Raw genomic sequence first — 25863 nt, forward strand, 5'->3', positions numbered from 1 at the left:
TGGTGGATTGTTCCGCGCCGGGACGGCCCCCGCCACAGAGATCATCGAGGTGTGGCGGGGATCGCCCCGGCGGATCGGAGGGCGGGCTGCTACTCGGCCGCCGTGGGCCGCCGGGACAGGGCGGTCGCCTGTCCCACGTCGGTCAGCGGGCGCAGCCGGTAGGTGTACGCGTGGTCGCGGTCGGCGAACAGCTTGTACGCGTCGTGGGTGTGCGCGCCCCAGCTGGTGTCGCCCCCGACGCCCATCTGCCGGTGGTTGAGGCGCAGGACGATGTCGGGGCGCGGGGTGAGCTGGTAGTCGTGGCGTGCGCCGGTCGAGAGGTCCTCGGGGGTGAAGCGGGAGGCGTTGACCTCCAGGAGGGGTTCGCCGGTGGCGAGCAGGCCGGTGCCGTCGGCGCCGGTGAGGGCGAACCAGCGGACGTCGGTGCGGTTGCCGTTCTCCTGGGGGCGGATGTACGGCGTGCCCAGTCCGGCGACGGTCGTGGTGTACAGGCCGACGTCGGTGCCGTCGTGGCGGTCCCAGTGGTTCTCCTCGGGGCCGCGCCCGTAGTAGTGCACGCGGTCGAGGCGGGCGGGGAGGAACAGCAGGCTGCCGATCTCGGGGATGTAGGGCAGGCTCGCGGCGCCGGGGCGCAGGGTGTGGTCGATCCGGATCTCGGCGTTGCCGAAGACGGTGTACGTGGTGGTGTAGGCGGAGGTGACGGTGGTGGGGAGGGTGCCGGTGACCTCGATCGCGACGGCGCGGTCGCGCAGGGCGCGCACGGTGACGCCGGTGACGGTGCGGCGGGTGCCCGCGTCGCGCCAGGTGCGGTTGCGGGTGTGCTGGCCGTTGCCGTGGTCGTTGTCGGTGGGCGCCCGCCAGAAGTTGGGTGCGGCGCCGGAGGTGAGGAGGGCGGCGCCGTCGGCCTCGTAGGTGGTGATGAGGCCGGTGGCGCGGTCGACGGTGACGGTGAAGTTCCGTCCGGTGACGGTGATCCGGCCGTCGCGGTCGGTGTGGGTGAGGGCGGGCACGGCGTCGAGGGGGACGGGGGTGACGGCGGGGCTGCCCGCGGCGAGGGGGATCTGTTCGCGGGCGATCTCGAAGCCCGCGTCGGCCCAGGGGGTGGGCTCCTTGAGGGTGAAGGAGAGGGCGAGGAAGTGTTCGCTGCCGGGGGCGGGGGCGGCGGGCAGGTCCAGGGGGACGGTGACGTCCTTGCCGCTGAGCGGCGCGACGTCGAGCTGACTGCGTGTCAGGGTGCCTTCCTGGACGGGCTTTCCGTCGGTGACGAGGGTCCATCGGCCGTCGTAGGACTGGAGGTTGGTGAAGAGGTTCTCGTTGGTGAGGCGGACGCGGCCGGGGGCGGCGCCGGGGACGGGGGCCGCGCCGATCGTCTGGTGGACGCGGGCGACCTCGGCGGACTTGCCGGTGAGGCGGCGGTCGGCGGTGATCAGGCCGTCGGCGACGAAGGCGCCGTCGTTGGGGTGGTCGCCCCAGTCGCCGCCGTAGGCGAGGAAGGTGCGCTGCGCGGGGCGTTTCGTCTCGACGGCGACGGTCGCGGCGTCGAACCAGAACCGTACGCCGTCGCCGCCGGGTCCGCGGCCGGTGTCGGCGAGTTCGGCGGCGGTGAGGGCGCGGGCGTAGACGCGGGCGCGGCGGACGGTGCCGCTGAACTCGCGGACCGGGTTGTCGGTGTCGTAACCGAGGGCGAGGGGCGCGGTGTTGACGGTGGGGCGGCGGGTGGTGGTGCGGGTGGCGCGCTGGACGCCGTCGGCGTAGAGGGTGACGGTTCCGGCGTTCGCGTCGAAGACGCCCGCGACGTGGTGCTCGCGGCCGGTCCAGTCGGCGGGCAGGGCCCAGCTCGCGGTGACCCACTCGCCGTCGCCGTGGATGAAGAACTCCAGCTTCCTGCCGCTCTGTTTGAGGGCGTAGTGGGTGTCGCCCTTGGCGAGGATCGGCTGGTGGTAGCCGGGGTGGGAGGGGGTGATCCAGGCTTCCAGGGTGAGGGAGCCGGTGAGGTCGAGGCGGCTGTCGCGGGGGAACACGGTGGCCCCGAGGACACCCTTGGTGCGGTCGAACGTGCCGCTGGTGGCGAGGAGTTCACCGCGCAGCCGGCCCGGCCCGGTCTCGGTGAGCAGGGTGCGGTCGGGGACCGGCCAGGTCAGTGACTGGTCGACGAAGTCCCAGATCCAGCCGCCCTGGAGGACGTCGTGGCGGCGGACCAGGTCCCAGTACTCCTTGAAGTTGCCGGTGGAGTTCCCCATCGAGTGGCTGTACTCGATCATGACGTACGGGCGGGTGTCGGTGGTGTCGGCGGCGCGCTCCGCGACGCGTTGCGGGGTGTCGTACATCTCGGAGCGGATGTCGCTGATGCCGGGGCGGTCGTCGCCCTCGTACTGGATGACGCGGGTGGGGTCGCAGGAGCGGATCCAGTCGTGCATGGCGGTGAAGGTGGAGCCGCCGCCCGCCTCGTTGCCGAGGGACCAGATGACGACCGAGGCGTGGTTCTTGTCGCGGTGCACCATGTGCTGGGCGCGGGCGACGCAGGCGGCGGTCCAGTCGGGGTGGTCGCCGGGGTAGTTCGCGTGGATGCCGTGGGTCTCCAGGTTGGTCTCGTCGACGAGGTAGAGGCCGTAGCGGTCGGCGAGTTCGTACCAGTACGGGTTGTTGGGGTAGTGGGAGGTGCGCACCGAGTTGATGTTGAGGCGCTTGATGATCTCGATGTCGCGGACGAGGTCGTCGCGGGTGAGGGCGGTGCCCCGGTCGGGGTGCATCTCGTGGCGGTTGGTGCCGCGGAAGGTGACGGGGCGGCCGTTGATCCGCATCAGGCCGTCGGTGAGGGCGAACTCGCGCAGGCCGACCCGGTGGGAGAGGGTCTCGGTGATCTGCCCGGCGGGGTCGCGGAGTTGGAGGACCGCGGTGTAGAGGTAGGGGTCCTCGGCGGACCACAGGCGCGGCGCGGGGACCGCCTTCGCGGCGCGGGCGGTGGCCTGTCCGCCGGAGGGGACGTCGACGGTCTGCTGGAGCGGGCGGGGCCAGACGGGATGCCCGGCCGCGTCGTACAGCTGGACGTCGACGGTGTACCGGCCGCCGCCGGTGCCGCCCGCGCGGTCGCGGACGTCCGCGGTCACCGCCAGCTCGGCGGTGGTGTGGCCGTCGCCGAGCGGGGTGGTGAGCGTGAAGTCGCGCAGGTGGGTGACGGGCGTGGAGTAGAGGTAGACCGAGCGGAAGACGCCGCTCAGCCGGATCATGTCCTGGTCCTCCAGCCAGTCGCCGTCGGAGTAGCGGTAGACCTCGACGGCGATCTGGTTGGTGCCGGAGGTCAGATGGTCGGTGACGTCGTACTCGGCGGGGGTGTAGGAGTCCTCGCTGTAGCCGACGAGGCGGCCGTTGATCCACACGTAGTGGGCGGACTTGACGCCCTCGAAGTGCAGGACGGTGCGGCGCCCGGCCCACTCCCCCGGCACGGTGAAGGTGCGCCGGTACTGGCCGACGGGGTTGTAGCGGGTGGGCGCGGCGGGCGGTTGCGGCTCCTCGCCGAGCCCGTTGGGGCCCCAGTAGGGGTAGGTGATGTTGAGGTAGATCGGGCGGTCATGGCCGTGCAACTGCCACACGGACGGCACCGGGACGGTCTCCCAGCCGCTGTCGTCGAGGTCGGTGCGGTGGAAGTCGGCGTCCCGGTCGGCGGGCCGTTCGGCGTACGCGAACCGCCAGGTGCCGTCCAGGTCGAGCCGGTAGGGGGACCGGGTGCGGTCGGCGGTCAGGGCCTGGGCGAGGTCGGCGTACGGCATGAGGGTGGTGTGCGGGGGCTCGGTGCCGATCCGGAAGACGTCGATGTGGCCGTTCCATTCCGGGGTCGCCGCCGCCGGTGCCGCGCCGGCCGGGCGGCTGGGGGTGGACGCGGAGAGGGCGAGCGCGCCGAGCACGGCGGCCGACCCTTCGAGGAGACGACGGCGGCTGACGGCCGTCCGCGGGAGGGGCGTCCGCGGGGGCTGGTCCGGCCGGTCCATGGGCGACACGTGGGGGTGCGGCATGACCCTGACCTTCCTCGGGGGACCCGTACGGGGGCACGGGACGGGGGTGTGTCGCATCCTGTCCGTTGCTGTGGGGAAACCGAACAGGGACGCGCCGGGGACGGCCGAATATCGACGTGCGGGGGTACGCGGATCGACGTACGAGGCATCCGCTGATCAACGTGCGGGGGCGCGCGGCCACTTGGCGGGCGCGGCCGGAGCGGGCGGCAGGAGAGGGCGGCCGGGTCGGGGGCGGCGGTGGGGCAGGGCCCGGTCAGGGGACACCGAGTTCGAACAGGACGTATCCCGCGTACGAGCCCGAGGCGGTCGCGGCGACGGCCAGCACCGTGCACAGGACGGGGAGGCTCAGGCGGCGGGCGGCGAGGGCGAGCGGCAGGAACAGCGGGAAAGCGGGGAGCAGATAGCGGGAGACGTTGCCGAAGATCTGCTGGCTGCCCAGGACGAGGAGCAGCGTCACCCCGGTGTGGACGAGGAGGACGGCGGGCGGGCGCAGCCTCAGCAGCAGCGGCAGGAGCAGGAAGGCCAGCAGGACGACGCCGACGCCGACGGTGTCCGCGAAGCGCCAGGCGAAGAGGTAGTCGAAGCGGCCGACGGGCACGGAGGTCAGCACGTCCAGGGTCTGGCGGCCGTAGTCGAACTCGTGCGCCCAGGCGCCGGACTGGAGGGTGAAGTAGCCGAGCGGGTCACCGGTGCGGTGGCCGACCCAGGCGAGGTAGCCGAGCAGGCCGGTCGGGGCGACGGCCACGGCCGTCAGGGGGAACAGCACGCCCTCCGTCCGGCGGTGCCGGTGGATCGCGAGGAGCGCGGCGACGGTCAGGGCGGCGATCAGGGAGACGGCGGTGGGCCGGTTGAGCCCGGCGGCGAAGGCGAGGACGCCCGCGCCGAGCCAGCGGCGCCGCATCACCAGATGGCAGGCCCAGGCGGCGAGGGCGACGTACAGGGAGTCGGAGTAGACGGCCCACTCGACGCCGGAGCCGGGCCACACCGCCCACAGTCCGGCGGCGGCGAGTCCGGCGCGCCGCCCGCCGAGGTGCGCGGCGACGGCGTGGATGCCGAGCGCGGCGACGAAGGACGCGACGACCGAGACGAGCATCCCGGCCCCGAACAGACCGAGGCCGGTCACCTCGGAGACGAGCCGCATCAGGGCCGGGTAGAGCGGGAAGAACGCGGCCGAGTTCCCTTCGAGGGTGATGAGTCCGGTGGCGCCGGGGACCGGGCGCAGCTCGGGGTGGTAGCCGTGCGCGGCGATCTGCTGGTACCACCAGCCGTCCCAGGTGCCGAGGACGTCCCAGGGGCGGGCGCCGCCGCCGAAGCGGGGATGCTTGGCGCGGAAGTCGCCCGCCGCGTCCAGGAGATGCAGGAACACGACGAAGCCGAGGAGCTTCAGGGTGCCGTAGAGCAGGAGAGGCGGACCCAGGCGCCGGGCGGCGGCACGCAGGCGGGCCCGGGGAGTAAAGGGGGTGGGGGGAGCGGGGGTGGGGGGTCCGGCGAGGGCGGCGGGGGCGGTGGCGGCATCCGCCGGGGTGGCGGGGTCGGGCGGGGTGGTGGCATCCGCCGGGGCGGCGGGGTCCAGGGCGGGCCACCGGGAGGTGGGGGTGCGGCGGGGCGGGTGGGCGGAGGTCGCCGCGGTCATGCGGCGCTCCGGCGGGCGGTGGGCCGGTCGACGGTGCGTCCGGTACCGGTGGACGGGGCGGTGGCCGTCGCGGCGCGGTCGCTTGCCAGGCGAGTGCGCCGGGTGCGCCGGGAGCGTGGGGAGGTACGGCGGTCTCCGCCGGACCCGGTCCCGTCGGGCCCGGAGCGGGCGACGCGGCCGCCGCTCCGGAGCAGCCGCGCGATGCCACGCAGGTCGGCGAGCGCGGTGGGGAGGAGGTCCACCCGGCTGTCGGGGTCGTCCACCCAGTCCACCGGCACCTCGTGGACGCGCAGTCCGGCCCGCTCGGCGGCCACCAGCAGCTCGGTGTCGAAGAACCAGCCGGTGTCCTCCACCAGCGGCAGCAGCCGTTCGGCGGTCTCGCGGCGGACCGCCTTGAACCCGCACTGGGCGTCGGAGAAGCCGACGCCGAGGACGGCCCGCAGCAGCAGGTTGTAGCAGCGGGAGACGGCCTCCCGCTTCGGGCCGCGCACCACCCGGGCACCGGGCGCCAGCCGGGTGCCGACGGCGAGGCCGGAGTGCCCGGAGATCAGCGGCGCCACCAGCGGGAGCAGCGCGGCCAGTCCGGTGGACAGATCGACGTCCGTGTACGCGAGGACCGGCGCCCGCGACCGCGACCAGGCCGTCTGCAGGGCCCGGCCCCGGCCCTTCTCCTCCAGGCGTATCCACTCCGTGTCCGGCAGCAGCCGGGCCAGGCGGGCGGCGATCACCGGGGTGGCGTCGGTGCTGGCGTTGTCGGCGACGGTGACGCGGTACGGGTACGGGAACGTCTCCCGCAGGTGCGCGTGCAGCCGCCGGACGCTGCGTTCGAGCACCGCCTCCTCGTTGAAGACCGGGACGACGAGGTCCAGGACGAGGCCGGTGGGGTGCGCGGGGAGCGGAGCGGGCGGGGTCAGGGGGCGGGCGGGGCGGCGGGCAGGGGTGCCGGGTTTCTTCATGGTCGACCTTTCTGCGCCCCGGCGCGGGGCATGCCGAGGGCACGCGACACCGACCGGACGGGCCGGGGCGCGGGGGTGTGCGAGCGGAGGGTGGGTGAGCGGTGCCGGGGTCGGTCGCCTAAGGGGGCTGCGGTCAGCCGGGGTTGCGCGGGCCGCCGCGTACAGCGCCGCCGAGGGCGGTGGCCGCGTCGTACGTGGCCGAGCTGGTGGCGGTACCGGTGCTGGTGGCGGTACCGGTGCTGGTGGCGGTACCGGTGCTGGTGCTGGTCGGGGGTGCTCCGGCGCCCGGTGGGGCCGTCGAGGTGGCGGTGGCCGTCGAGGTGCCGGTGGGCGGGGGCGGGGCGGTGTCGGTCGGGTCGGTGGTGCCGGTGGGCCCGTCGGTGCCGGTGGGGCCGCCGGGGCCCAGGGTCCCGGGCGGGTAGGTCGTGGAGGAGGTCGCGTCCGGCCAGGTCGGGGTCGGGGAGGGGGTGGGCGACGGTCCGGGCCGGGGGGCGCTGCTGGTCGGGCCGATCGCGGGGCGGGGGCGGGGGGCGCTGGGCTCGTCGTGGACCGGCCGCTCGGGCAGGAGGAAGAGGCCGAGGCTGAGTCCGGCGACGGCGAGCACCGAACCGGCGGCTGTTCCCGCCATCCGGGCGCGCCGCCGGGCCCGTACCCCGGCCCGGAGGTCTTCGCGGTGCCGGGGCTCGTAGGGGGTGTACTCCTGGGTGTCGTGCATCAGCCGTGCCAGCTGCCGTTCGAAGTGGTCCATGGTGTCTCCCTCACTTCACCGGCTCGACGACGTCGGCGAGCAGCCCGCGCAGCCGGGCCACGCCGCGCGAGGCGTGGGACCGGGCCGTGCCGACGGGGCAGCCCAGCGCCTGGGCGACCTGCGCCTCGGGCAGGTCCTGGTAGTACCGCAGGACCACGGCGGCCCGCTGCCGCGGCGGCAACTGGGCGAGCGCGGCCTCCAGCCGGGACCGTTCCGTCACGGTCGCGGAGAGGTCGCCGGTGGCCGCGACCTCGGGCAGGTGCTCGACGGGGCGCTCGCCCCACCAGCGCCGCCGGGCCGACCGGGCGGCGGCCCGGGTCAGCACCTTGCGCACATAGGCCTCCGGCGCCTCGTCGGCGATCTTCGGCCAGACGAACCAGAGCTTGACCAGGGCCTCCTGGAGAAGGTCCTCGGCCCGGTGCCGGTCGCCGCCGGTGAGCAGCCGGGCCAGGTGGAACAGCCCCGACCAGCGCGCGGCCACGAACGCGTCGAACTCACCCGCCCCCGCCTGTCGCTTCCGCACCGTTCCCGTTTCCCGTCTGTCGTCGGCCGCCCACACCAGGAAGAAGGCCCTGGCACCCCCGCCACGCTGCACCCGGAGAGCGTGATCTGGGTCACGGTGCGCAGGCGCGGGGCGGGGGGGGGACGGGCAGAGGGTGGCGGGTGGGGTGCGGCGGAAGTGCGGGCCGGGCGTCGCCAGGCAGCAGGACGCGGCGTCCCGGTGGCGCGGGACAGGCGCCCCACCCCACGGCACGCCCGTCGGCCCGCCCACCCCCGGCCCGTCGGCCCCTCAGTCCAGTCGGGCGGCGAACGCCTCGTAGGCGGCTGTGTCGAAGAGGACGAACCGCACCTCCTCGACCGCCGTGGGCGTGGCGCGGACGGTGCCGAGTGCGATGCGGGCGGCGTCGTCCATCGGCCAGCCGTAGATGCCCGCGGAGACGGCGGGGAACGCGACGGTGCGGGCGCCGAGTTCGTCGGCGACGCGGAGGGACTCGCGGTAGCAGGAGGCCAGCAGGTCGGAGCGGTCCTCGTCGGTGCTGTGGCGCGGGCCGACGGTGTGGATCACCCAGCGGGCGTCGAGGCGTCCGGCCGTGGTGGCGACCGCGCGGCCGGTGGGCAGGCCGCGGCCGTAGTGGGAGGCGCGCAGCCTGCGGCAGTCCGCGAGGATCTCGGGGCCGCCGCGCCGGTGGATGGCGCCGTCCACGCCTCCGCCGCCGAGCAGGGAGGAGTTGGCGGCGTTGACGACGGCGTCGACGGACTGGGCGGTGATGTCGCCCTGGACGAGGGTGACGGTGGTGGTCATGACGGTCGGTCCTCCCTGACTGCGGCCCCTGCCGGACGCACTGTCCCCCATCCCCCTCGTCCCGCGCCCCTCTGTTGCGCTATCCCCTGTCCGCTTGCCGGAGTCGGCGCCACACCGCCTTCGCCGCGTTGTGGCCGGACATGCCGTGGACGCCGGGGCCGGGCGAGGTGGCGGAGGAGCAGAGGAAGACGGCCGGGTGGGGGGTGGCGTACGGGGTGAGGGTGAGGCGGGGGCGGAGCAGGAGCCGCAGGCCGGAGGCGGCGCCGGCGGCGATGTCGCCGCCGACGTAGTTGGCGTTGCGGGCGGCGAGTTCGGCGGGTCCGGCGACGGCGCGGGCGAGGACGCGGTCGCGGAAGCCGGGGGCGAAGCGCTCCAGTTGGCGTTCCATCGCGTCGGTGAGGTCGCCGGTCCAGCCGTTCGGCACGTGCGCGTACGCCCAGAAGACGTGCTGTCCGGCCGGGGCGCGGGTGGGGTCGACGACACCGGGCTGGGTGGTGATCATGAAGGGCCGGGTGGGCGGGCGGTTCTCCCGGGAGGCGGCGCGCAGGGCGTCGCCGATCTCCGCGCTGTCGGCGCCGATCTGGACGGTGGTGGCGCGGCGGGCCTCCTCGGCGGTCCAGGGGACCGGCCCGTCGAGCGCGTAGTCGATCTTGAAGGCGGCGGGGCCGTACCGGTGGCCCTCGGAGAAGCTGCCGAGTCCGGCGATGCGGGCGAGGGCGGTCGGCGAGGTGTCGAAGACGTAGGCGCGGGCCGGGGGCAGGTCGTCGAGGCGTTTGACCTCGTAGTCGGTGTGGACGGCGCCGCCGAGGTCGGTGAGGTATCCGGCGAGGGCGTCCGAGACGGCCTGGGAGCCGCCGCGGGCGACGGGCCAGCCGCGGGCGTGGGCGGCGAGCGCGAAGACCAGGCCGACGGCGCCGGTCGCGAACCCGCCGAGCGGGGCCATGACGTGGGCGACGAGCCCGGCGAAGAGGGTCTTGGCCCGCTCGTCGTGGAAGCGGCGGGTGAGCCAGGTCGACGGGGGCAGTCCGGCCAGGCCGAACCGGGCGAGGCCGACGGGGTCGCGGGGCAGCGAGGTCAGCGGCAGGGACATGAAGTCCCGGACGAGGGTGTCCCATCGGGGCAGGAACGGGGCGACGAGGCGGCGGTAGGCGCCCGCGTCCCGGGGGCCGAAGGAGGCGGCCGTCTCGGCGACCGACCGGGACAGGACGGCGGCGGTGCCGTCGGGGAAGGGGTGGGCCATCGCCAGGTCGGAGTGGAGCCATTCCAGGCCGTACCGCTCCAGCGGCATGGCGCGGAAGGCGGGGGAGTTCACGGCGAGGGGGTGCGCGGCGGAGCACGGGTCGTGGCGGAAGCCGGGCAGGGTGAGTTCCTCGGTGCGGGCGCCGCCGCCGACGGTCTCCCGCGCCTCGAACAGCGCCACGGAGAAGCCTCTGCGGGCCAGTTCCACGGCGGCGGTCAGCCCGTTCGGCCCCGCACCCACCACGACGGCATCGAGCATCGACGGCACTGAGGACCCCTTCGTCAGCCTGCGGCCTCCGGGATCAGGATAGGCCGGGGGTCCGACAGCGCCTCCGGCGCGGGTGCGGTGGCGAGTTCGGGGTGGACGGGCGGCGCCGCCGCGGCACGCGGGGCGCTGCACGGCGGGGGCGGCTGGTCCACCCGTCGTGGATGGCTGGTCCGCCCGGCGTGGGTACGGAGATCGTCCGGGCGGGCACGCGGCCCGGCATGCTCGGCTCGGGCGAGCTGGGCCAACCGCTCCGGCGCGGATACGCCAGCCTCACGCACCGGCCGGACTCAGCCGCGGCCCCCGGCGAGCAGGTCGGCCACCCGGTGGGCCGTCGCCCGGTCGCGGGCCGCCGTGAAGGGGAGGGTGTTGCCGCCGGTGACGGTGAACGGCTCGCCGGTCAGGGTGAGATGGGCGCCGCCCGCCTCCTCGACGAGCAGCAGACCGGCCGCGTGGTCCCAGGCGGCCTCCCACGAGAAGGCCGTGGCGTCCAGCGCGCCGCGGGCGACGGCGAGGTATTCCAGTCCGGCGGAGCCGCAGGGGCGCGGGGCGACGCCGTCGGTCCGCAGGGCCAGCAGGGCGCGCTTCTGCTCGTCGGTGGTGTAGTCCGGGTGGGAGGTGGCGACGGTCAGGTCGCGGCCGGGGTCGGGCGCCCCGGCGGACAGCCGCTGCCCGTCGAGGAAGGCACCGGCGCCGCGCACGGCGGTGGCGAGCTGGTCACGGGCCGGGGCGTAGGTCCAGGAGGCGAGCACCACGCCCCGCCGGGCGAGGGCCACGAGGGTGCAGAAGCCCTCGTGGCCCTGGACGAACTGCCGGGTCCCGTCGACCGGGTCGACGATCCACACCGGGGCGTCGCCCCGGATCGCCTCGTACGTCACCGGGTCGGCGTGCACCGCCTCCTCGCCGACGACGACCGAGCCGGGCAGCAGGGCGCCGAGAACCTCGGTGAGATACCGCTCGGCGTTGCGGTCGGCGTCGGTCACCAGGTCGTGCGGGCCGGACTTCTGGTCTATCTCGTGCGCGGCGAGCTGCCGGAAGCGCGGCATGATCTCCGTCGCCGCGGCCTTGCGCAGCGCTTCCTCCACGTCGGACGCGTGCCGCGCGAGAAACTCGTCGATGGTTTCCGTCTCTTCGATCATGCCCTCCATGAGAACACGCCCCACTGACAATCCCCGCCGCCCCGGTGCACACCGGGTGGAATCGGCATGAAGAACGGGCACCGCCGAAACCTTCCCGCATCGTTCCGCGACACGACCGTGTCCGAGCGACGCCGCCCGCCCACCGGCACCGAGGCCGCCGAGCACCCGCGCCCGCCCGAGCCCGCGCCCGCGCCCGCCGCCCTGCGGAACGTGCCGCCTAGGATCGCCCGCATGAACCTGCCCGAGCCCGAGGACCTGACCTCGCTGGTCCTGCGTACCGACTTCAGCGACGCCGCCGCGTGGGAGGCGGTCCGTGCCGCGCTCGACGCCACGGACGAGGGGCCGCAGGCGACGTACGTCAGCGACACCGCGTTCGAGGGTGCCGACGTACAGGCCCTGGTCGAGGCGGACGCGGCGGCGGACGACGACGACAAGCTCTTCCACGTGTTCGTCGCGGACACGGTCACCATGACGGACGCGGAGCGGCCGCTGCTGGCCGTCGACCTCGCCGACGAGCCCGGCCGGACGTTCCGGGTGCCGCCGCGCTGGTACGCCGACGTCTCGGCCAACCTGACGATCGCCAACCTGGACTTCGCCGATTTCGCCGACGCGGTGGACGCGACGGGCACGTACCGCGGCCTCGGCGACTGACCGGCGCCCCCCTTTCCCTCTGGCCCCGGTGTCGCTCCCGGACACCTCCGCCACCAGCCGGTCGACCGCCGTGGCGCGGGTCCTCGCACGGTGGACGAGCCGGGGTGCGGCACACGCGGGCACGCCGAGCAGGGGTGCGGCACACCCGGGCGCGGCGAGGCGGGGACGACCTGGCCTGGCGCCGAGGTCGTCGACGTCCGGCATGATCCGGCGCAGCTGTGTCTGCCAGGCGTGCCGGTGGGTGTCGACGAGGCCGGGCGTGAGGACCGTACCGGTCGCGTCGACGACCACCGCGCCCTCCCGGCTCAGCCCGGGACCGACGGCGGGGCTGGTGGTGTCGGAGGGGATGGTCGTGCCGGAGAGGCTGGTCGTGTCGGACGGCGTCACGGGCAGGGGTGTCCTGTTCGTCCGGTGGGCGGTGGCCCGCGCGGGGCGGGCCTCGGCCCCGGCCTCGGCCCGTCCGCACGGGGCGACCAGGCCGGGTCGTTCCTGGGTACGGCGCACCCTGCGTGGGTGTCCGTCCCGGCGCCTCCCCGCCGCAGGCGGCCAGGTACGGCGTACCCTGGTCCCCGCAGCCACCCCGTGCGGGTGGCCGCACGGCGGTGGGGCCCGCCGTACCCAACCGTGACCGCGCCGGTCGCCAACGGTCCCTGCCTGACACTTCCGCGCGCCCGCGCGCGGACCGGACGATCAGGTAGGAGCCTGGCACCCGTGAATCCCGACCGCCCCGACCACGCCGAGAACGCTGAGAACCCCGACCAGCCCGGCCACCTCCCTCCCGGCACCCCTCCGTACGACGACGGCGGCGGTGCCCCCGGCGCCGGGACCGTCGGACCGGTCGGCCCCGCCGCCGTCCCGGTGACCGGCTGGCAGGCCGAGCCCGCCGATCCGGACACCGCCGTCGACGCGTGGCCGCCGGGGAGGACGCCCGGTCCCCGGCGCCGCGAGGCCGAGGTCCTGGGCGCGATCGCCGCCGGGGGCGTCCTCGGGGCCTGCGCCCGCTACGGCGCCACCCTGATCTGGCCGACCGCGCCCGCCGCGTTCCCGTGGACGACGTTCTGGATCAACGTCACCGGCTGCGCCGCCATGGGCGTCCTGATGGTCCTGATCACCGAGCGGTTCACCGTCCACCCCCTGGTGCGGCCCTTCCTCGGCACGGGTGTCCTGGGCGGTTACACCACCTTCTCGACCGCCACCCTCGACACCCGCGGCCTGCTGGAGGCCGGGCGGCCCGGCACCGGGCTGCTGTACGCCGCCGCCACCCTGGTCGCGGCGTTCGCCGCGGTCTGGGCCACCGCCGCCCTCACCCGCCTCGCCGTTCTGCCCCGCGCCGCCGCGACCGAGCGGGGGCGCGCGTGAACTGGCTGATGGTGATCGCCGGGGCGGTCGTCGGGGCCCCGCTGCGCTATCTCACCGACCGCGCCGTGCAGGCCCGGCACGACACCGTCTTCCCGTGGGGCACGTTCACGGTGAACATGGCCGCCTGCGCCGGGCTCGGCCTCCTGACCGGCGCCGCGGCCGCCACCACCGTTCCCGCCGCGCTCCAGCACCTGGTCGGGACCGGCCTGTGCGCGACGCTCAGCACGTACTCCACGTTCTCCTTCGAGAGCCTGCGGCTGGCCGAGGGCGGCGCGAAGTACTTCGCCGCCGCCAACGCGGTCGTCAGCGTCGCCGCCGGGCTGGGCACCGCGTACCTCGGCGCCGCCCTCGCGACCGCGCTGCTGGGCTGACCCTGCCCCGCCGCCGGGCCGGGGGACTGTCAGTCCGCGATCCGTACGACCACCTTGCCGCGCACCCCGCCGTCCTCCAGCAGTCGGTGGGCCCGGCCGATCTCCGCGAGGGGGAGCACCGTGTGGACCGCCGGGAGCAGCTCGCCGGCCGTCACATGGCGGGCCACGTCGTCGAGCAGGGCGCGCTTGGGGTTGCCGCTGAAGAAGCGGACCCGGGCGCGGCCGTGCACGGCGCTGGCGACGATGTAGCCGAGGGAGGCGGCCACGTGGTCCAGGTCGAAGGCGATCGCGACCATGCGTCCGCCCGGCCGCAGCAGGCCCCGGACGGTGCGCAGGTCGCTGCCGACCGCGTCGAGGACGACGTCGTAGCGGTCCAGGTCGGTGAGGGCGGTGGCGCGGTGGTCGAGGGCGTGCGCGGCGCCCACTTCGCGGACGAAATCGAGGTTGGCGGCACGGGCGAGGCCGGTGACCTCAGCGCCGAGCGCGCGGCCGAGCTGGACGGCGAGGCTGCCCACCCCTCCGGCCGCGCCCCGCACGAGGAGGCGTTCCCCGGGGCGGAGCCCGGCCTTGTCGCGCAGGGCGGTGACGGCGGTGGTGGCCACCGGCAGCGCGGCGGCGTCGACCAGGTCCAGGCCCTCGGGGACCTTCCCCAGCCGCTCCGCCGGTACGGCCACGTACTCGGCGGCGCTGCCGAAGCCGGAGGTGCGGCCGAGGACGCCCCACACGCGGTCGCCGACGGCCACGCCGGTCGCGCCCGCGCCCAGGGAGGCGACCTCGCCGCTCAGGTCGATGCCTACCCGCATCGGGAAGCGGCGGCCGGTGACGAAGCGGACGCGGCCCTCGCGGGCCAGGCTCTCCCCGCCGTTGACGCTGACCGCGGCGACCCGCACCAGGGCCTCGCCGGGGCCCGGCACGGGACGCGGGGAGCGGCCGACGTACAGGACCTCGGGGCCGCCGAACCGGTCGTACAGCGCGGCCCGCATGGTGCCGTCGGCCGGCCCGGCCTCCCCCGCGCTCCCGGCCGACGCCGGGTGTGCGGCTGCGCCCGGCGTCCCGTCCGCCGTCGCACCCGGCGTCCCGTCGGCCGTCTCTTCGGCCGTACTGCCCGGCGTCGTGTCCGGCGTCCTGTCCGTGGTCTCGTCCACTGTGCTCACCTCTGCTGGGTCCTGCGGGGAGGGGTATGGGCGCCGAGCGTAGGGTGGCAAACGGAGCATGCCGTCCACTTATCGCGGAGGTGAGAGACAGTGGGGGCCGAATCCTCTCGGATGCCCGCGCTGCGCGCGGACGCCCGGCGCAATCGGGAGCGGATCCTGACCGCGGCCCGCGCGGTCTTCGCCGAGCAGGGCATCGACGCGCCGATGGCCGCCGTGGCCCGGCGGGCCGGGGTCGGCGTGGCCACGCTGTACCGGCGTTTCCCGACCCGCGACGAGCTGGTGCGGGCCGCGTTCGCCGAGCAGATGGCGACGTGCGGGCGGGTGCTGGTGGACGCGGTGGCCGACCCGGACCCCTGGCACGGCTTCACGCGGCTGGTGGAGACGGCCTGCGCGCTCCAGCGTGCGGAGCGCGGGTTCCCGGCGGCGTTCGTCGCGGCGTTCCCCGGCACCGCCGAGGTGCACGCGTCCGCCCGTGACCGGGCCGAACGGGACTTCCACGCGCTGGTGCGCCGGGCCCAGGCCGCGGGCGCGCTCCGCCCCGACTTCCACCCCTCCGATCTGGCCCTCGCCCTGCTGGCCAACGCCGCCCTGGTCGCGGCGGTGCCCGACGACCCGGCCACCTCCCGGCGGCTGGTCGGCTATCTCCTGGACGCCTTCCGCGCCGCCCCCGCCCGCGGACCGCTGCCCCCGCCGAGCAGCACGCTGCGGCTGATGAGCGCGTCGGCTCTCGCGCCGCCGCCCACGACGACGGCCAAGCCGGCGCACGCGGCCGTGGCCGGGCGCACCGGCACCCGCAGGGCCAGGGCGGCGGCGCGGGCCGCGGCCGTCAGGGGCGGAGCAGGCTGAACACCCGTTCGCAGCGGTCGACCATGTCCTGCGCGCTCTGGCCCGGATGGTGCCGCCACCAGGCGACCGCCGCGCTGACCGTCCCGAACCAGAGGTGGGTGACGAGGTCCGCGTCCAGCGGGTCGACGGGACGGCTCCCGCGCGCCGCTTCGAGGAACGCGCCGACGCCCACCGCGCCCAGCCGGTTCAGCTCCCGCCGGTACACCACGGCGGCGGCGTGCAGCGGGCCGTCCGGGGGCAGGGTCGGGTCGTAGACGAGGTCCCAGTCGAGCGGCCGGGTCTCCAGGGCGCGGAAGACGGCAGCCAGGGTGCGCGTGGCGCGGGTGAGGTCGGCGGGGCCTTCCTGGGCGGCCTCGACGGCGGCGACCAGGCGGGGGCCGGCCCGGTCCAGGCAGGCCAGGTAGAGACCGTCCTTGGACCGGAAGTACTCGTAGATCATCGGCTTGGTGATGCCGGCCCGTGCCGCCACCTCCGCGGTCGAGCCGCGCGCCCAGCCCTTCGCGCCGAACTCGTCCGCCGCCGCGTCCAGGATCAACCGTTCCCGGTCCTTGCGCGGCATGCCCTTGGTGCCGACCCCGCGCGTCCCCGGCCCGGTCGCGGCCCCCTGCTGCTTGCTCATGGCGTCATCCTATGCCAAGGTGACCGCCGGGTAACTTACCCGATGTTCAGATCGATGGCGGGGCTACCGAGGGATGGTGGGGCAGTGGGCGGCACGACGCGGTCGTGGTGGGGTTGGGGCACCGTCGAGGACGCGGTGCGCGGCGCGGAACGTACGGAACTCACGCGCCGTACCGCCGCGTTGCTCCCGGACGCCGATCTGACGGCGCACGAGCCGCCGCCCGTCGAGGTGTTCGGGGTGGGTCCCGCGCGGGTCGAGGCGCCGCCCGCGCTGGCGGCGCTCGCGTCGGCGGACGTCCGCGACCGGCTGGCGCACAGTCACGGGCAGGCGTTCCGGGACGTGGTGCGGGCCCTGCTCGGCACGCTGCCGCACGTCCCGGACCTCGTCGTCCGGCCGCGCGCGGAGGCCGATGTCGTACGGGTGCTGGAGTGGTGCGCGGACGCGGGCGTCGCGGTGGTGCCGTTCGGCGGCGGCACGTCCGTGGTCGGCGGCGTCGAACCCCGCCCGGTCGACGGGCAGTCAGACGCGTACGCCGGGGTGGTCAGTCTGGACCTCACCGCGATGGACCAGGTCCTGGAGGTCGACCCCGTCAGCCGGGCGGCGCGGGTGCAGGCGGGCGTGCTGGGACCCGCGCTGGAGGAGCGGCTCCGGCCGCACGGCCTCACCCTGCGGTTCTTCCCGCAGTCGTTCGAGTTCTCCACGCTCGGCGGCTGGCTCGCCACGCGGGCCGGGGGGCACTTCGCGACCGGGCCCACCCACATCGACGACCTCACCGAGTCGCTGCGGGTGGTGACCCCGGCCGGGGTCGTGGCGTCCCGTCGGCTGCCCGCCTCGGGCGCCGGCCCCTCCCCCGACCGGATGTTCCTCGGCTCCGAGGGCACCCTCGGCGTGATCACCGAGGCCTGGGTGCGGCTGCGGGAGCGGCCCCGGTGGCGGGCGGGCGCCTCGGTGGCGTTCGCCGATCCCGCGGCGGGCGTCCGGGCGGTGCGGGCGCTGTCCCAGTCCGGGCTGGAACCGGCCAACTGCCGTCTGCTGGACCCCGTCGAGGCGTTCATCAACGCAGGCTCCCCCACCTCCGTCCTCGTCCTCGGCTTCGAGTCCGCCGACCATCCGGTGACCGCCCCGATGGAGCGGGCGCTGGAGCTGTGCCGGGACCACGGGGGCACGCTGCCCGAGCCCACGCGCTTCACCGACACCGCCGAGGACGCCGCGCGCGGCGGCGCCGCCGACACGTGGCGGGCGGCGTTCCTGCGGATGCCGTACCAGCGTGACGCGCTCGCCGCGCAGGGGATGATCGTGGAGACGTTCGAGACGGCCTGTACGTGGGACCGGTTCGACGCGCTGCGCGCGGCGGTCGACGAGGCGGCCCGCGCGGCCCTCCGCGAGGTGGGCGCCGACGGCGTCCTGACCTGCCGGTTCACCCACGTCTACCCGGACGGTCCGGCCCCCTACTTCGGGATCTACGCGGCGGGGACGTGGGGGCGGACGGTCGAGCAGTGGGACGTGGTCAAGGCGGCGGTGTCCGAGGCGCTGCTCGCCGCGGGCGGCACCGTCACCCACCACCACGCGGTCGGCCGCGACCACCGGCCCTGGTACGACCGGCAGCGCCCCGACCTGTTCGCCGACGCCCTGCGGGCCGGGAAGGCGGTCCTCGACCCGGCGGGCGTCCTCAATCCGGGGGCGGTCATCGATCCGCTGCCGCGCTGACCGGTCGGGTGCGGGGGCCGTCCTGTCCCCGCTTGGGCGGGGACGTCCCCGGCGGGCCGTCACCGGTCCGCCACGGAGCGAGTTCGCCCTTCCCCGGCACCGGGAGTCGTGTGAAACTGGCGTCCCCGTCCGCATCGTGGACCTCGTCCGCACCGTCCCCACGAAAGTGCGCCGTGCGTTCTCTCCCTCTGCCGTTCACCCTCACCGCGCGCATCTCGCCGGTGCTCGTCCTGGCCTGCGCGGGCTGGGCGCTGACGTCCGGTCCGCTCGACTCCCCGGAGAAGACGGCCTCCCAGGACACCCCGAAGCCGCGTGTGGAGTCCTCCGCGCCGTCCACCACCCAGGTGACGAAGACGTACGGCGCCGCGCCCGCGCCCTGCAAGAGCGTGGCCGTGAAGTCGGTGTCGTCGCTGGTGCCGGGGGCCAAGACGGCCGGCAAGGAGATCCCGTCCACGGACGCGACCCTGCGCCGCACCTGCTCCTGGAACGCCCTCAAGGGGTACGAGTACCGCTGGCTCGACGTCTCGTTCGAGCTGCTGGAGTCGGACGAGGACGCGGCGGCGTCGTTCAAGGAGCGCACCACGGAGAAGAGCGGCGGCGGGGCCGTGCCGGGGCTGGGCGAGGAGGGCTACTCGGTGGTGAACCTCACCACCGAGGACAAGCAGCAGACGCGCGAGGGCACGGTGATCGCGCGGGTCGCCAACGCGCTGGTCGTCGTCACCTACAACGGCAGCGACTTCGAGTCGAAGAAGGCGCCGAGTTCGGACGAGATCAACAAGGGCGGGATCAAGGCGGCGAAGGAGGCGGTGACGGCGCTGAAGGCCCTCGCGGCGGTCTGACCCGCCCGAGCGCTTCCCGTACGACGCCACCGGCCGCGCCTTCCGGTACGGCCGGACCGTCCCGCCTCCTCCCCTCCCCCGACTCCCTTGTCACACGGCCGGCTTGCTCCGTCCCCGTGCCAGCATCAGCGCGAGGTAGAGGACCATCGAGGTGCCGAGGCCGACCGCCCAGCCGTAGTCGGCGAGGGGTTCCAGCGCGTCGATCGGGCGGCCGTCGACGATCGGGTGGAAGTCGGCGCCGCCGACCGCTAGGACGCCGCCGACCACGAAGGCGACCACGGCCCGCCAGTTCCAGCCGCCCTCGTACCAGTAGCGCCCGCCCGAGCGGTAGAGGTCGGTCAGGTCGAGGCGCCCGCGCCGGAGAATCCAGTAGTCGGCGATGAGGATGCCCGCGACGGTGCCGAGCAGCCCGCCGACCAGGCCGAGCCAGGTGAAGATGTAGCCCTGCGGGTCGGAGTAGAGCTTCCACGGGAAGATCAGCACCCCGAGAACGCACGTGACGAGCGCGCCCGCGCGGAAACTCACCTTCCTGGGCGCGATGTTGGAGAAGTCGAAGGCCGGGGAGACCAGGTTGGCCGCGATGTTCACCGACAGGGTCGCCACCAGCACGGTGACGAGCGCGAAGAGCAGGCCCACGACGTTGTCGGTCTTGGCGGCGAGCTGGACCGGGTCCCAGATCGTCTCGCCGTACACGGCCTGCGAGCCCGAGGTGACCATCACCGACAGCAGCGCGAACAGCGTCATGGTGGTGGGCAGTCCGAGCGCCTGTCCCCACGTCTGGGCCTTCTGGCTCTTGCCGTAGCGGGTGAAGTCGGGGATGTTCAGGGAGAGGGTGGACCAGAAGCCGATCATGCCCATGAGGGACGGCCAGAACAGCTTCCAGAAGTCGGCTCCCCAGCCGAGTTGGGACGGCTGGTCGAGCAACGGCCCGAAGCCGCCCGCCTTGTTGCTCATCCAGATCAGCATGACGAGCGCGCCGACCAGGACGAACGGCGCCGCCCAGTTCTCGAAGCGGCGGATGGTCTCCATGCCCCGGTAGATGATGGCCACCTGGAGCGCCCAGAACAGCGCGAAGGACAGCCACATCGTCCAGGCGTAGCCGCCGATCGTCCCGGCGTCGGTCCAGCCGTCGCCGATGAGTTTCCCGGCGAGGAAGTAGATGGCCTCGCCGCCGATCCAGGTCTGGATGCCGAACCAGCCGCAGGCCACCAACGCCCGCACGACAGCGGGCAGGTTGGCGCCGCGGATACCGAAGGAGGCGCGGGCGAAGACGGGGAAGGGGATGCCGTACTTGGGTCCGGCGTGGCCGGTGAGGAGCATCGGGACGAGCACGATGACGTTGGCGAGGGCGATGGTGAACACCGCCTGCTTCCAGTCCATGCCGACCGCGATGAGCCCGGAGGCCAGCGTCCAGGAGGCGGTGTTGTGGGCCATGCCGACCCAGAGCGCGGAGAAGTTGTACGTGGTCCAGGTGCGCTTCTCGACCGGGACCGGGAGGAGGTCGTCGTTGGCGTAGGGGCCGCTGGGCGGGGGTGAGCCCGGCGCGATCTCCACCCGGCCGTCGGCGAGGGTGACTTGGCGGGTCGGCGTTATGTCCGTGGGAGCAGTGTCGGTCATGGGCAGGCCAATCGAACGAGGGGCGGACCGGAAAGGCCGTGCGGGCTCCGGCCCCCTCCCCGGTGACGGCGGGGAGGGGAGTGCGGGAGTGGGGGGACCGTGGGGGGTGGACCGTGGGGACGGGGGTGCGGGAGGGGACAGGGTGCGGGGGCGCCGGTCAGCCGTTGACGGCGGGGATGACGGCGCTGCCGTAGGCGTCGATGGTGGCCTCCTGGGCGTCGTGCATGTCGTAGACGGCGAACTGGTCGACGCCCAGGGCGCGCAGGGCGTTCAGCTTCTCGACGTGCTGCTCGGGCGGGCCGATCAGGCAGAACCGGTCGACGATCTCGTCGGGGACGAACTGGGTGTCGGGGTTGCCGCTGCGGCCGTGGTGGGAGTAGTCGTAGCCCTCGCGGGCCTTGATGTAGTCGGTGAGTTCGTCGGGGACGGCCGCGGAGTGCTCGCCGTACTTGGCGACCAGGTCGGCGACGTGGTTGCCGACCATGCCGCCGAACCAGCGGCACTGCTCACGGGCGTGGGCCAGGGCCTCCGGGGAGTCGTCGGCGGTGACGTAGGCGGGGGCGGCGACGCAGATGGTGACGGCGTCCGGGTCGCGTCCGGCGGCGGCGGCCGCGTCCTTCACGGCCTTCACCATGTACTCGGTGAGGTAGAGGTCGGCGAGCTGGAGGATGAAGCCGTCGGCCTCCTCGCCGGTCATCTTCAGCGCCTTGGGGCCGTACGCGGCCATCCACACGGGGAGTTCGGCGCCCGGCTTGATCCAGGGGAAGCGGATCACGGTGCCGCCGAGGTCGGCCTCCTCGCCCCGGCCGAGGGCGCGGATGACCTTCATCGCCTCGCTGATGCGGGCCAGGGTGTTGGGCTTGCGGCCCGCCACCCGCATCGCGGAGTCGCCGCGGCCGATGCCGCACACGGTGCGGTTGCCGAACATGTCGTTGAGGGTGGCGAAGGTGGAGGCGGTGACCTCCCAGGTGCGGGTGCCCGGATTGGTCACCATCGGCCCGACCTTCAACGTCTCGGTCCGCGCCAGGATCTGACTGTAGATCACGAACGGTTCCTGCCAGAGCACGGCGGAGTCGAAGGTCCAGCCGTAGGTGAAGCCGTTGCGCTCGGCGCGCTGCATGAGGTCGACGACCCGCGAGGCCGGGGGGTCGGTCTGGAGAACGAGTCCGAAGTCCATGGGCGCCACTCCTAGGTGAGGTACTGACAGGTGGAGCGCGGGGTGTAGACGCCGTGTCCGGCGCGTCCGGTGTACTCCCGCTCGGTGATCACGGGGACGCCCCGCGACAGGACGGTCTCGACCCGGCCGGTGATCCGCTTGCCCTCGTAGGCCGAGTAGTCGACGTTCATGTGGTGCGTCTCGACGGAGAGGGTCTGCTCGGCGTGCGGGTCGTAGATGACGATGTCGGCGTCCGCGCCGGGGGCGATGGTGCCCTTCTTCGGGTACAGGCCGAACATGCGGGCCGGGGTGGCGCAGGCGATCTCGATCCAGCGGCGGCGCGAGAGGTGGCCGTCGACGACGGCCTGGTGGAGCAGGTCCATGCGGTTCTCGACGCCGGGCAGGCCGTTGGGGATCTTCGAGAAGTCGCCGCGGCCCAGGTCCTTCTGGCCCGTGAAGCAGAACGGGCAGTGGTCGGTGGAGACCACCTGGAGGTCGTTGGTGCGCAGGCCCCGCCAGAGGCTCGCCTGGTGTTCGCGGGGCCGCAGCGGGGTGCTGCACACGTACTTGGCGCCCTCGAAACCGGGCTCGGCGAGGTTGTCGGTGGACAGGAACAGGTACTGGGGGCAGGTCTCGCCGAAGACGTTGAGGCCGTCGTCGCGGGCGCGGGCGATCTCGGCGACGGCCTCGGCGGCGGAGACGTGCACGACGTACAGCGGGGCGCCCGCGACCTGCGCCAGCTTGATGGCGCGGTGGGTGGCCTCGGCCTCCAGCAGGGCCTTGCGGACCTCGCCGTGGTAGCGGGGGTCGGTCTCGCCGCGGGCCAGGGCCTGTTCGACGAGGACGTCGATGGCGATGCCGTTCTCGGCGTGCATCATGATCAGCGCGCCGTTCTCGGCGGAGCGCTGCATGGCGCGCAGGATCTGGCCGTCGTCGCTGTAGAAGACGCCCGGGTAGGCCATGAACTGCTTGAAGGAGGTGATGCCCTCCTGGACGAGGAGGTCCATCTCCTTGAGCGTCTCCGGGGTGACGTCGGAGACGATCATGTGGAAGCCGTAGTCGATCGCGCAGGTGCCCTCGGCCTTGGCGTGCCAGGCGTCCAGGCCCTCGCGCAGGCTGTGGCCCACGCTCTGCACGGCGAAGTCGACGATGGTGGTGGTGCCGCCCCAGGCGGCGGCCCGGGTGCCGGTCTCGAAGGTGTCGGAGGCGAAGGTGCCGCCGAACGGCAGCTCCATGTGGGTGTGGGCGTCGACCCCGCCCGGGATGACGTACTTCCCGGTGGCGTCGAGGACCCGGTCGGCGGTCCAGGCCTCGGCGGCCGCGGTGCCGCTGGCGGCGAGGGCGGCGACACGGCCGTCCTCGATCAGGACGTCGGCGTGGATCTCGTCGGACGCGGTGACGACGAGGCCGCCGCGGATGACGGTACGGCTGCTCATGCTCCCTCTCCTGCCGTGCTCAGCGCTTCAGTGGTACGGGGTCGGTGGGGACCACCGGCCCGGCTGCCGTACGCCGGACCGGCGGGGCGGCCGCGGGGGCCTACGGTGCGGTCAGCGGGCCGTAGGCCTCGGGGCGGCGGTCGCGGTAGAACTGCCAGCGGTCGCGGACCTCGCGCAGCTTGGCCAGGTCCAGGTCGCGGACGACGAGTTCGGGCTCCTTGTCGCTGGCCACCTCGCCGACGAACTGGGCCTCGGGGTCGACGAAGTAGCTCGTGCCGTAGAAGTCGTTGTCGCCCAGCTCCTCGACGCCGACCCGGTTGATCGCGCCGACGAAGTACTCGTTGGCGACGGCCGCCGCGGGCTGCTCCAGCTGCCACAGGTAGGCGGACAGGCCGCGCGAGGTGGCCGAGGGGTTGAAGACGATCTCGGCGCCCGCGAGGCCGAGGGCCCGCCAGCCCTCCGGGAAGTGGCGGTCGTAGCAGATGTAGACGCCGATCTTCCCGACGGCGGTGTCGAAGACGGGCCAGCCGACGTTGCCGGGGCGGAAGTAGAACTTCTCCCAGAAGCCCTTCACCTGCGGGATGTGGTGCTTGCGGTACTTGCCGAGGTAGCTGCCGTCGGCGTCGATCACGGCGGCCGTGTTGTAGAGGACGCCGGGCTGCTCCTCCTCGTACATGGGCAGGACGAGGACGATGCCGTGCTCGCGGGCGAGCGCCTGGAAGCGCTGGACGATGGGCCCGTCGGGGATCGACTCGGCGTAGTCGTAGAAGGCCGGGTCCTGGACCTGGCAGAAGTAGGGCCCGTAGAACAGCTCTTGGAAGCACAGGACTTGGGCGCCCTGGGCGGCCGCGTCGCGTACCGCCTGCTCGTGCACCCGGATCATCGACTCCTTGTCGCCGGTCCACGCGGTCTGGAAGACGGCGGCGCGGATCACTCTGCTCATCGGGACCTCCGGTCGCTCGGTGTGCGAGGAGCCTAGGAAGGCCGCGGGGGCGCGGAGAGGTGCAACGTGTCACGTCGGCGGGCGCCCGGCGTGCCACCGTGTCACGTTGTCGCCGGTCCATGTTTCACCGCCGTTCTCCCAGGTCGTTCCATGTTTCCCCGCGATTGCGCGCCACGCGCGGCGACGCGCCGGGACGGGCGCGGGCCGGACCCCGCCGCGGGCGCCGTCCGGGGGGGTGCGCGCCCCCTGGGTCAGCCCTGCTGGGCGTCGTGCGCGAGGAGGGCGATGTGCACCGAGGCGGCCTGCTCGAAGTCGTCGAGGCGGACGCCGAGGCGGGCCTCTATCGCCTCCAGGCGGCGGTAGAGGGCGGGCCGGGACACATGGTGCAGGCGGGCGGTGCGGGACTTGTTGCGGCCGGTGGCGAGGTAGGTGCGCAGCACGGCGAGGAGGTCGTCGCCGTCGGCGCACAGCAGTCCGTCCAACTCCCTTTCCGCGAAGGACTGCACGTGCGGGTCGTCGCGCAACAGGCGGACCAGGCCGCGCAGATGGACGTCCTTGAGGCGGACCACGGCGGGCAGGTCGAGGGCGGCGGCGGAGTCGGCGACGGCCTCGCAGACGTGCCGGGCCTCGCGCAGTCCGGCGGGGACGTCGTCCCAGGCGGTGCGCGGGGCGGCCGCAGCGACGACGGTGCCGCACTCCCCGGACTCGGTGCGCAGGCGGGCCGCGAAGTGCGCGGCGAGGGCGTCGGCGTCCTGGTCGCGGGCGAGGCTGAGCAGGACGGCGGTGGCGCCGTCGGCGAGTTCGGCGACCAGCCCGGACAGGCCGAGCAGCCGCAGGGTGCGCTCCAGCCGGGGCACGTCGCGGTCGCGGACGACGAGCGGGACGAAGGTGCGCCGGTTGACGGGGAGCCCGGCGGCGCGGGCCCGCGGCAGCAGCTGGCGGGCGGGTACGACGCCGGAGACCAGGTCGGTGAGGAGGCCCTGCGCGGACTGTTCCTCCCAGGAGTGGGCGGAGCCGCCGCCGAGCATGCGGTGCAGGACCAGGGCCTCGGCGGCCCGGTCGGCGAGCAGCCGCCCGCCCGCCGTGTCGCCGCGGTAGCCGCACAGCATGATCTGGCCCCAGCGTTCGCCGCGCCCGCCGAGTTCGGCGCGGATCCAGCCGTCGCCCTCGGTGCCGCCGGCCTGGCGGGCGATGCGCTCCCAGTCGCGCAGCACGTCGTCGACGGCGGACCGCTCCCCCGCCGTGGCGAGCACCCGGTGGGCGAGGTTGGTGACGACGACGGGGCAGCCGGTGTGGTGGGCGATCTCGTCGAGGAGGCGCTGCAAGGGGGCCCCCGCGGTGATGAGCGCGGTGAGGGCGGTGCGGACCGCCTCGGAGAGGCTGACGGCGGCGAACTTCCGTCGCACCAGCCGGGACTGGACCTCCTCGGTGAGTTCGGCGAACGGGAAGGGCCGGTGCAGGACCACCATGGGCAGTCCGCACCGTTCGGCGACCCGCCGCATCGTGTCCGGCGGTGCCGGGAAGGCGCGGCCGAGGCCGAGGACGACGGCGGCGGCCTCCGCGCGGTGCAGCGAACGGACGTACTCGGCCTGGGCGTTGTCGTCCCCGGCGAGCAGGACGCCGGTGGTGAGGACCATCTCGCCGCCGGTCAGCATCACCCCGACGTCGGCGGCCTCGGCGACGTGCACCCAGCGCACCGGGCGGTCGAGCTGGGCGGCGCCCGCCACCACCTCCGGTTCACCGGCCAGGACCCGTTCCAGGGACAGGACCTGACGGACCGACAGAGCGGGTTCCAGGGGATCGACGGGGCCCCAGTGCTCCAGGGTGCTGGTCATGGGCGGGGTTCCCTTGCTCGGGCCGTCACGGTGTGCG

20 protein-coding genes and 1 pseudogene are annotated in these 25863 nt (G+C 74.4%); 6 read left to right on the forward strand and 15 right to left on the reverse strand.

What is annotated here, in order from left to right; all coding sequences use genetic code 11:
• Positions 1 to 89 precede the first annotated feature (89 nt).
• The 8 genes and pseudogenes from ACIQPQ_RS19475 to ACIQPQ_RS19510 all read right to left on the reverse strand — a co-directional run bounded on the left by ACIQPQ_RS19475 (position 90) and on the right by ACIQPQ_RS19510 (position 11293).
• The gene (locus ACIQPQ_RS19475; protein WP_401305367.1) at positions 90 to 4010 is read right to left on the reverse strand and encodes a glycoside hydrolase family 2 TIM barrel-domain containing protein; all 3921 of its coding nucleotides are present in this window, start codon (positions 4008 to 4010) and stop codon (positions 90 to 92) included.
• Between the two features lie 253 nt (positions 4011 to 4263).
• Entirely contained in the window at positions 4264 to 5643 is a 1380-nt protein-coding gene (locus tag ACIQPQ_RS19480; protein ID WP_401305369.1) for a hypothetical protein, read from the reverse strand.
• Between the two features lie 182 nt (positions 5644 to 5825).
• A pseudogene (locus ACIQPQ_RS19485) lies at positions 5826 to 6599 on the reverse strand (dolichyl-phosphate beta-glucosyltransferase); the annotation flags it as partial.
• 133 nt (positions 6600 to 6732) lie between these two features.
• A complete protein-coding gene (locus ACIQPQ_RS19490; protein ID WP_401305370.1) occupies positions 6733 to 7347 on the reverse strand; it encodes a hypothetical protein in 615 nt (204 codons plus the stop codon).
• Positions 7348 to 7357: 10 nt separating this feature from the next.
• Positions 7358 to 7870 carry a SigE family RNA polymerase sigma factor gene (locus ACIQPQ_RS19495; protein WP_401305372.1) on the reverse strand — a complete coding sequence of 171 codons (513 nt, stop codon included), beginning with the start codon at positions 7868 to 7870 and terminating at the stop codon, positions 7358 to 7360.
• Between the two features lie 267 nt (positions 7871 to 8137).
• Positions 8138 to 8650: an O-acetyl-ADP-ribose deacetylase gene (locus ACIQPQ_RS19500; protein WP_401305374.1), complete on the reverse strand. Its 513-nt coding sequence runs from the start codon at positions 8648 to 8650 to the stop codon at positions 8138 to 8140.
• Positions 8651 to 8729: 79 nt separating this feature from the next.
• On the reverse strand, positions 8730 to 10148 hold the full coding sequence (locus ACIQPQ_RS19505) for a phytoene desaturase family protein (RefSeq protein WP_401305376.1): 1419 nt from the start codon (positions 10146 to 10148) through the stop codon (positions 8730 to 8732).
• Positions 10149 to 10444: 296 nt separating this feature from the next.
• On the reverse strand, positions 10445 to 11293 hold the full coding sequence (locus tag ACIQPQ_RS19510; protein ID WP_401305378.1) for an inositol monophosphatase family protein: 849 nt from the start codon (positions 11291 to 11293) through the stop codon (positions 10445 to 10447).
• 117 nt (positions 11294 to 11410) lie between these two features.
• On the opposite strand from ACIQPQ_RS19510, the gene ACIQPQ_RS19515 reads away from it, so the two are divergent.
• The 3 genes from ACIQPQ_RS19515 (at position 11411) to ACIQPQ_RS19525 (ending at position 13674) form a co-directional block, all read left to right on the forward strand.
• On the forward strand, positions 11411 to 11944 hold the full coding sequence (locus ACIQPQ_RS19515) for a DUF6924 domain-containing protein (protein WP_401305380.1): 534 nt from the start codon (positions 11411 to 11413) through the stop codon (positions 11942 to 11944).
• Between the two features lie 858 nt (positions 11945 to 12802).
• Positions 12803 to 13303, forward strand: a complete 501-nt coding sequence (locus ACIQPQ_RS19520) for a fluoride efflux transporter FluC (RefSeq protein ID WP_401305888.1) — start codon at positions 12803 to 12805, stop codon at positions 13301 to 13303.
• Positions 13300 to 13674: a fluoride efflux transporter FluC gene (locus ACIQPQ_RS19525; RefSeq protein WP_401305381.1), complete on the forward strand. Its 375-nt coding sequence runs from the start codon at positions 13300 to 13302 to the stop codon at positions 13672 to 13674. The genes ACIQPQ_RS19520 and ACIQPQ_RS19525 overlap by 4 nt, the downstream gene beginning before the upstream one ends.
• A gap of 29 nt (positions 13675 to 13703) precedes the next feature.
• Here ACIQPQ_RS19525 and ACIQPQ_RS19530 read toward each other — a convergent pair whose 3' ends face one another.
• On the reverse strand, positions 13704 to 14657 hold the full coding sequence (locus ACIQPQ_RS19530; protein ID WP_401305890.1) for an NAD(P)-dependent alcohol dehydrogenase: 954 nt from the start codon (positions 14655 to 14657) through the stop codon (positions 13704 to 13706).
• Positions 14658 to 14939: 282 nt separating this feature from the next.
• Here ACIQPQ_RS19530 and ACIQPQ_RS19535 point away from each other — a divergent pair, with 282 nt between their 5' ends.
• Entirely contained in the window at positions 14940 to 15674 is a 735-nt protein-coding gene (locus tag ACIQPQ_RS19535; protein WP_401305383.1) for a TetR/AcrR family transcriptional regulator, read from the forward strand.
• Here ACIQPQ_RS19535 and ACIQPQ_RS19540 read toward each other — a convergent pair.
• Positions 15655 to 16293 carry a TetR/AcrR family transcriptional regulator gene (locus ACIQPQ_RS19540; protein WP_401305385.1) on the reverse strand — a complete coding sequence of 213 codons (639 nt, stop codon included), beginning with the start codon at positions 16291 to 16293 and terminating at the stop codon, positions 15655 to 15657. The two genes, ACIQPQ_RS19535 and ACIQPQ_RS19540, sit on opposite strands and share 20 nt — an antisense overlap.
• Before the next feature lie 54 nt (positions 16294 to 16347).
• On the opposite strand from ACIQPQ_RS19540, the gene ACIQPQ_RS19545 reads away from it, so the two are divergent.
• Both ACIQPQ_RS19545 and ACIQPQ_RS19550 read left to right on the forward strand, forming a co-directional pair.
• Positions 16348 to 18000 carry an FAD-binding oxidoreductase gene (locus ACIQPQ_RS19545; RefSeq protein WP_401305387.1) on the forward strand — a complete coding sequence of 551 codons (1653 nt, stop codon included), beginning with the start codon at positions 16348 to 16350 and terminating at the stop codon, positions 17998 to 18000.
• Between the two features lie 173 nt (positions 18001 to 18173).
• Entirely contained in the window at positions 18174 to 18839 is a 666-nt protein-coding gene (locus ACIQPQ_RS19550; protein WP_401305388.1) for a hypothetical protein, read from the forward strand.
• Positions 18840 to 18929: 90 nt separating this feature from the next.
• On the opposite strand, the gene ACIQPQ_RS19555 is transcribed toward ACIQPQ_RS19550, so the two are convergent.
• The 5 genes from ACIQPQ_RS19555 to ACIQPQ_RS19575 all read right to left on the reverse strand — a co-directional run bounded on the left by ACIQPQ_RS19555 (position 18930) and on the right by ACIQPQ_RS19575 (position 25826).
• Positions 18930 to 20456, reverse strand: a complete 1527-nt coding sequence (locus tag ACIQPQ_RS19555; RefSeq protein ID WP_401305390.1) for an NCS1 family nucleobase:cation symporter-1 — start codon at positions 20454 to 20456, stop codon at positions 18930 to 18932.
• Between the two features lie 157 nt (positions 20457 to 20613).
• A complete protein-coding gene (locus tag ACIQPQ_RS19560) occupies positions 20614 to 21633 on the reverse strand; it encodes a TIGR03842 family LLM class F420-dependent oxidoreductase (protein WP_401305392.1) in 1020 nt (339 codons plus the stop codon).
• An 11-nt stretch (positions 21634 to 21644) separates the two neighbouring features.
• A complete protein-coding gene (gene hydA, locus ACIQPQ_RS19565) occupies positions 21645 to 23048 on the reverse strand; it encodes a dihydropyrimidinase (RefSeq protein WP_401305394.1) in 1404 nt (467 codons plus the stop codon).
• A 100-nt stretch (positions 23049 to 23148) separates the two neighbouring features.
• Positions 23149 to 23991, reverse strand: coding sequence for a nitrilase-related carbon-nitrogen hydrolase (locus ACIQPQ_RS19570; protein ID WP_401305396.1), 843 nt, complete (start codon positions 23989 to 23991; stop codon positions 23149 to 23151).
• 251 nt (positions 23992 to 24242) lie between these two features.
• Positions 24243 to 25826 (reverse strand): PucR family transcriptional regulator, encoded by a 1584-nt coding sequence (locus ACIQPQ_RS19575; protein WP_401305398.1) that lies wholly within the window; start codon positions 25824 to 25826, stop codon positions 24243 to 24245.
• Positions 25827 to 25863: the final 37 nt, after the last annotated feature.

The sequence above is a fragment of the Streptomyces sp. NPDC091281 genome, from assembly GCF_044757425.1.
In the GTDB taxonomy this organism is placed as follows: domain Bacteria; phylum Actinomycetota; class Actinomycetes; order Streptomycetales; family Streptomycetaceae; genus Streptomyces.